Origin of the sequence: Clostridium estertheticum, assembly GCF_018861295.1 — a bacterium.
Taxonomy (GTDB): Bacteria; Bacillota; Clostridia; order Clostridiales; family Clostridiaceae; genus Clostridium_AD; species Clostridium_AD estertheticum_D.
In genome coordinates this window covers 1-7,010 of the sequence record NZ_JAHLDM010000055.1, presented here as the reverse complement: position 1 = coordinate 7,010, position 7,010 = coordinate 1, and the positions used below count along the sequence as shown (strand labels likewise).

Annotated in this window: 6 protein-coding genes, 1 tRNA gene and 1 rRNA gene; 7 read left to right on the top strand and 1 reads right to left on the bottom strand. The window is 29.8% G+C overall.

Annotated features, from left to right (window positions below; all coding sequences use genetic code 11):
• The 3 genes from rrf to KPL54_RS25380 all read left to right on the top strand — a co-directional run.
• Positions 1–91, top strand: a 5S ribosomal RNA gene (gene rrf / locus KPL54_RS25390); the annotation flags it as partial.
• A 6-nt stretch (positions 92–97) separates the two neighbouring features.
• Positions 98–173, top strand: a tRNA-Lys gene (locus KPL54_RS25385).
• Between the two features lie 148 nt (positions 174–321).
• Entirely contained in the window at positions 322–1,530 is a 1,209-nt protein-coding gene (locus tag KPL54_RS25380; protein WP_216109266.1) for a mechanosensitive ion channel family protein, read from the top strand.
• 96 nt (positions 1,531–1,626) lie between these two features.
• On the opposite strand, the gene KPL54_RS25375 is transcribed toward KPL54_RS25380, so the two are convergent.
• Positions 1,627–2,892 carry an Nramp family divalent metal transporter gene (locus KPL54_RS25375; protein ID WP_253203802.1) on the bottom strand — a complete coding sequence of 422 codons (1,266 nt, stop codon included), beginning with the start codon at positions 2,890–2,892 and terminating at the stop codon, positions 1,627–1,629.
• 272 nt (positions 2,893–3,164) lie between these two features.
• On the opposite strand from KPL54_RS25375, the gene KPL54_RS25370 reads away from it, so the two are divergent.
• The 4 genes from KPL54_RS25370 (at position 3,165) to KPL54_RS25355 (ending at position 6,627) form a co-directional block, all read left to right on the top strand.
• Positions 3,165–3,476: a hypothetical protein gene (locus KPL54_RS25370; RefSeq protein ID WP_253203800.1), complete on the top strand. Its 312-nt coding sequence runs from the start codon at positions 3,165–3,167 to the stop codon at positions 3,474–3,476.
• 143 nt (positions 3,477–3,619) lie between these two features.
• Positions 3,620–4,090: a VanZ family protein gene (locus tag KPL54_RS25365; protein ID WP_216109265.1), complete on the top strand. Its 471-nt coding sequence runs from the start codon at positions 3,620–3,622 to the stop codon at positions 4,088–4,090.
• 397 nt (positions 4,091–4,487) lie between these two features.
• Positions 4,488–5,288, top strand: coding sequence for a metalloprotease family protein (locus tag KPL54_RS25360; RefSeq protein ID WP_216109264.1), 801 nt, complete (start codon positions 4,488–4,490; stop codon positions 5,286–5,288).
• A gap of 205 nt (positions 5,289–5,493) precedes the next feature.
• Positions 5,494–6,627: a pyridoxal-phosphate-dependent aminotransferase family protein gene (locus KPL54_RS25355; RefSeq protein ID WP_216109267.1), complete on the top strand. Its 1,134-nt coding sequence runs from the start codon at positions 5,494–5,496 to the stop codon at positions 6,625–6,627.
• The last annotated feature ends 383 nt before the right edge of the window (positions 6,628–7,010 follow it).

The window sequence follows — 7,010 nt, the reverse complement described above, 5'->3', positions numbered from 1 at the left end:
ACCCGTTCCCATACCGAACACGAAGGTTAAGCTTCAATGCGCCGATGGTACTGCAGGGGTGACCTTGTGGAAGAGTAGGTTGTCGCCAGGTAAACATGGTTTACTAGCTCAGTTGGTAGAGCACATGACTTTTAATCATGGTGTCCGGAGTTCGATTCTCCGGTAAGCCACCAAAAAAAGACACTTCATATGAAGTGTCTTTTTTTGTGTGATTTATATATTAATAAAAATGATTCTTCATATATAATCTATTGAGTAAATAACATTATTAGTTTAAAATGATTATATACTTAAACATAGGATAAAAGGGAGTGTGATTGTTTGTATAAATGGATAGTAGATTTTTTTGCAAAAGATGAAATACAAAGATTTTTTAGTGGATTCACATATGTTAAACTTAGATATGTTGGAATAGCTATTGGAGTATTCGTACTATTTTTATTATTAAAAAAGATATTTGCGAAATATGTATTTAAAATAATATTAAAGCTTGTTAATAAAACAAAATTTAATGCAGATACAAAAATAGTAGCTGCTTTTGAAAGACCATTGATTAATTTTTTTGAAGTGCTAGGGATATATTTTGCCTTTGATATTTTAATACTGGCATTACCAATTAGGCTAGATTTTGTAAACAGAGTTTTTAGTTCTGCCATAATAGTATTAATTTCATGGGGACTCTACAATCTTACAGGGGAATCTTCTCTTTTATTTGAGAGAATGCATAAAGCCTATGATGTAAAAGTCGATAAAATATTATTCCCATTTATATCAAAAACATTAAGACTAATACTAGTAGCATTAGCTATTACAATAATAGCTGAAAAATGGGGATATAATATTCAAGGGTTTATTGCGGGACTTGGACTAGGTGGATTGGCATTTGCATTGGCAGCTAAAGATGCAGCTGCCAATATTATCGCGGGTATGTCTATAATATTAGATAAACCTTTTACTATTGGAGATTGGGTTAAAAGTGATGTGTTAGAAGGTAGTATAGAAAATATTTCTTTTAGAACTACTAAAATAAGAACTATCGATGAAGCATTAATAATAGTGCCTAATTCGAAATTAACTAATGAAGCAGTAACAAATTTTAGTAGAAGAGGTAAACGAAGAGTTAGTTTTAGTTTAGAACTAAATTATATAACATCTAGGCAAAAATTAGAGAATTGTGTCTCAAGAGTTAGGAGTATGTTAGATAATCATCCTCAGGTTAATAAGGAGGGGATTCTTGTTAGGTTTGATAAATTGAGTGCAGCTAGTTTGGATATTATAGTTTGTTATTTCGCTGATACACCAGATTTTGATGAATACTTTAGAGTAAAAGAAGATATAAATTTTGAAATAGCGGATATACTGCATCAAGAAGACATTTCAATGGCATTTCCAAGAAGTGGTATTTGTGTGGATAGTTTGCCTGATGAAGGTAAAAAAGACTATATAAAATCACTAGATATGCTTCAAAATAAGAATATCTCAACAGAGAATATCTCAACAGAGAATATTAATGAAGATAATGATAAGTAAGAAGGGTCTAAAGTTTTAGGTTAGAGCAATTATAAATTAAAAGATATAGCCATAACTAATGAAGTTATGGCTATATCTTTTTTATGTTTTGTGGATTTATGGTAGGAAGCTTAGTAATAGCATTATATTAAGCCCGGTTACTATAAGTCCAATAATCCAAAGAGTTATTTTACTTAGGGTACTGTTAGCATATTTGCCCATAACTTTCTTAGAAGAAGTCAAATATATCTGTAGGAATATAGTTATTGGAAGCTGTATACTTAAGAGCATTTGCGAGTAGATAAGACCTTTAAAAGGATTTGTTATAAAAAATATAGATATTGTAGCACCAATTAAAGTAATTCCTATTCCAAGTTTAGTGTATACATTATTAATATCATAATCTTTACCGAATATTCCTGCAAAAATACTTCCGCCTGCCATGCCTGCGGTGACTGAGGAAGAAATTCCGGCAAAAAGTAGGGCAGTAGCGAAAACAATTGATGCTGTATTTCCAAGTAGAGGTGTAAGCATTTGTTGAGCTTGGCTAAGCTCTGTAACTTGAACCTTTTGTGCAAAAAAAGTAGTTGCTGCGATAAGGATCATAGCGCTATTTATAGCCCAACCTACTATCATTGAAAAAAAAGTATCCATAAATTCATATTTAAGTTGTTTCTTTATTATACTCTCATCTTCTAGATTCCACTGACGACTTTGTATTACTTGGGAATGCAAAAATAAATTATGAGGCATTACTACAGCACCGAGGACACTCATTATTATTGGAAGGGATCCACTGGGGAAAGAGGGTTTGATCCACCCCACCATAGCTTTACCCCATTCTACATGCACAAGACTCAATTCGAATAAGAATGATATTCCTATAAGTGAGACAAAGCCAATAATCCACTTTTCTAGTTTTTTATAAGAATTTGTATATAATATCCATAATATAAAGCATAAAACTAATATTGTTCCAAGTTTTAAAGGGATACCAAATAGCATATTTAAAGCAATAGCGCCACCTAGAAGCTCTGCAAGGGCAGTAGAAACTGCGGCTAATACAGCGGAACCAAGCACCATGCGATTAAGCTTTGGGTTTAATGTGGCAGTAGATGCTTCCGATAGACAATTGCCGGTTACAATTCCAAGGTGGGCAGCATTATGTTGAAGAAGAATAAGCATGATTGTTGAAAGGGTTACCATCCAAAGTAGAGCATATCCATATTCGCCACCGGCAGAAATATTTGAAGCCCAGTTTCCTGGATCGATAAATCCTACTGTTACTAAAAGGCCTGGGCCTATATATCTTATAAAATTTAATGCTTTAAGGTTAGGTTCATGCTTTTTTTTTAAGCGATTCTTAATAGATGATAAGTTCAATATAACACATCCGTTCTATATTATTCCTACAATATATAGTATGTGCTAACTACTATTTGGATCAACAAAAGTGCATAAATAAAGAAAATAAAAATAATTTATGAAATGAGTTTAATAATGTTAAATAAATTAGAAATAGCTAAAAAAATTAAAAGTAGGCATTAAAAGTAGATATTGGAGCTATACAATAAACAATAAATTATAATAAGGGGAGTATGAAAGAGAAATAAACAAATACTATAAATATATTATAATAGAAAGGGAGTTATAAATTGAAAATAAACGAATCTCTAATATGTCCCAAATGTAATGGTAAAAACTTTGAAATAAAACATGAGGCCACTTTTCTTTATACATATAAAATAGACATAGTAAATGCAAGTATAGACAATGAAGAATCAGAAAACCTTCCTTTTTTATTTGATAATAGGGAACAGACTTGTTTTAAGGAATTTATAGAGTGTGATAATTGTGGTACAAAATACCCCTGCTCTTTTGACAAATATAATCAAACCATAGATCTTACTATAATGAAAAAAGCAATAAGAGCAGATAATGTGAAAGACCCTGATTTCTTGGGATAAAATAACCATCCTTTTATAATGTATATATGATATTAAATATACATTTGTCTCAATTTCAAAATAGGATATTGACAAACTTATTCAATTAAACCATAATTGAATTCTTAAGCAAAAGGTAAATTGAACAGTTAAGGGGCGAATGTATGCGAAAAAAGTATTTGAATTGGATTTTAGTTATAGGGTGGATGATAATAATATTCATATTTTCTAGTCAAGTAGGACAGGTGTCAAATGAAAACAATAAATTTGTCATTTATGTATTCAACTTACTTGGTCTAAATTTGAATAATATATTTGGAACTTTGAGTGATTTTATAGTTAGAAAAGCATCTCATTTTACTGAGTATTTTATTTTATATATGCTAATATATAGAGCAATGAACAAAAGTAAAAAGATAGATATGAAAATTTTTATTGCTTCAATATTAATAGTATTTCTATATGCATGCTCAGATGAATTTCATCAATCATTTGTTCCGGGAAGAGGACCCGCATTTAGGGATGTGATGGTAGATACATGTGGAGGACTTACAGCATTTTTATTTATTTATATTCGTGTTACATTAAAAAAAAGACCTGCTTCTTCTAATAAAGTTCTGACTAAATTAAAATAAAGTTTTACTACAAAAGCTAATCGAAACAGTACTCGATTAGCTTTTTATGTTTTTCTTATTATACATATTAAAGTCTTTTGCAATATCAAGCAATGTAGAAATAAACACATGAATTATTTCATTTTTAATAAATAATTAAAAACAAATATAGTTATTAACGTAGTTATACACAGTAGAACAATAATATAGAGAGTGACTGTGGATAACTATCAGTTTATTGTTAGTATATAGTGTGTTATTAACAATCATTTTTGATATTTTTAGATTCTTTGGTATAATAATGTTTAAGTTAAATGGCTACACCAATGAATAATTTAAGGACAAAGATAAAATATTATTTTATGTTAGTTATTGGAGCTTAGAATAGAACTTTAGCAAAAATGGAAAGGGTGATTATATGAATACTTTAATAGACTTAATAATAAAGACGTGTCTAGATACAATATACATGACGGGAATGATAATTTTGGTGGGATTCATACTTGGATTTTTAAGGAACCATTCAATAGAAAATTTTCAAAGGAGCTTTGGGTGGAAGGCAGTAGCGATTACCGCGATTATAGGAGTTCCTATTCACGAACTTTCGCATGCTATCTTATGTCTTGTTTTTAGACATAAAATATCAAAATTGGTACTTTTACAAAGAAAAGATGAAAACGGAGTACTGGGTTATGTAAATCATGCATATAATCCTAATAGTATATACCAACAAACGGGTAACTTTTTTATAGGTATAGCGCCTATATTTGGGGGTATATCGGCGATAATTGCTTTAATGTATACCATAATTCCTAAGACATACAATCAATTTATAAGTATATCTATGGTTAATATAAATATAACTAAAATAAATTCCGTTTCTTTAAATGGAATATTAAATTCTTATATTGATTTAATAAAGATAATTTTTTCAGTAACTAATTTTTCAAATCCATATTTTATATTGTTCTTATTCTTAGCTATCTGTATTTCATCTCATATATCATTAAGCTCTGCAGATATTAAAGGGGCTTCTAAGGGGTTAATTGTAATATTTTTCATAGTACTTGCTCTTAATACATTTGGATTTTCAAAGTTCGTTATGGCCCAAGGTTTATTAAAGTATAATATTATACTAATAGGATTTCTTATAGTATCATTAATTTTTTCTGGGATAACTTATCTTGTAAGTTTATTGTTACTATTAATAAAGCATTAATATATTATAAAGCACATGGAATTTTTCATGTGCTTTATCGTAGTTAAAACATAATCGCATTACGGAATCTATATAGATAATTTGTTGTATGAGAATTAAATATTTAATAATTAAGAAGAGCGTATGGATACATTTTTTCAAATTAGCTATTAGTGATATAATTTTATTATTGAAATATAAAGAATAGTATGAAGGAGTGAAAATGATGAAGGTATCTCAAATAATGACTCCAGGGCCTACACAAGTAAGACAAAACGTAAGAATGGCTAGAGCTTTAGCTACTACAAATCCGGATTTAGATTTGCAGTTTTATGAATTTTATAAAGAAACTTGTGAGGAAATAGGAGAGTTTTTAAAGACAAGTAATGAAGTTAGAATATTAAGCGGTGAGGGGATTTTAGGCCTTGAGGCTGCGTGTGCATCACTTACTGAAAATGGTGACAGGGTATTAGTGATTGATAATGGAATATTTGGAGAAGGGTTTGCTGATTTTGTTAAGATGTATGGTGGTGAGGTTATTGTTTTTAAAGAGGATAGGAAGCACGCAATAGATACGCAAAAATTAGAAGAATTCCTTGAAAAAGATCATGATTTCAAATACGCTACTGTAGTACATTGTGATACACCATCAGGGGTATTAAATGATATAGATAAGATATGTCATTTACTAAAAAGGATGAAGATACTTACGGTTGTGGACAGTGTAGCTGGTATGGGTGGAGAAGATGTAAGAGTAGATGAATGGAAAATAGATATAGTAATAGGCGCTTCGCAAAAATGTGTTTCAGCACCAGTAGGGCTTACATTTTTGAGTATAAGTGAAGATGCATTTGAATCAATGGATCAAAGAAAGAAGCCTATAGCTTCCTATTATTGCAATTTACTTATATGGAAAGATTATTATAAGAATAAGTGGTTCCCATATACGCCACCAATAAGTGATATTGTTGGTCTAAGACAAGCTTTTGATAATATTAAAGAAGACACGGGAATAATTGAAAGACATAATTCTATTGCTAAAGCCACAAGGAAGGCTGTAAAGCAAGCGGGTCTTAGTTTATATATTGAAGAGGGATATTCTAATACTGTAACAGTTATAGAATTGCCTAAGGATATAAATGATAAAGTATTATTAAAAAATATGGTTGATGAATTTAATGTATTTATAGCTGGTTCATTTGGGTATTTACAGGGGAAAGTAATAAGGATAGGACATATGGGGGAAAATGCTAAAAGAGATAAAATGGCTTATACGCTATTGGCATTACAATCATCGTTAAAGGAGCTTGGATTTGATTGTAAAACTAATATGGTCGAAGTTTTTCTAAGTGAGGTATAGAATTGTACTTGAATATATTGTGATAAGATGAATAATAGTTTTTTATAAAAGTTTATTTAATATTTTTAAATAGGTAGTACAGCTAATAAAATATTAAAGAATGTGAAATTCAGGTATGTTATTAATAGAAATATAGTATACCAGTCCTAGTGTATCAGTGTGAAAGAAATGCAAAAAACAATAGCATTGTGAAGAATATTGCATATAATTAGCATATTTCAAGGATTATTGAGAGTGTGTCATATCTGTATATGATAGAATATTCCTTGTCGTCACATACGAGTGGCACGCTAACTAACTGTTAATTACAATTTATTAGATTTTAATTATAAATTTATTATAAAGAAGTAGTTGACAAAACAAGAAAAACCTAGTATTATAGT

What these genes read in the sequence shown, in the direction of transcription:
- KPL54_RS25360 (WP_216109264.1), top strand. Translation starts at nt 4,488, where the DNA reads ATGAATACTTTAATAGACTTAATAATAAAGACGTGTCTAGATACAATA.
- KPL54_RS25365 (WP_216109265.1), top strand. Translation starts at nt 3,620, where the DNA reads ATGCGAAAAAAGTATTTGAATTGGATTTTAGTTATAGGGTGGATGATA.
- KPL54_RS25355 (WP_216109267.1), top strand. Translation starts at nt 5,494, where the DNA reads ATGAAGGTATCTCAAATAATGACTCCAGGGCCTACACAAGTAAGACAA.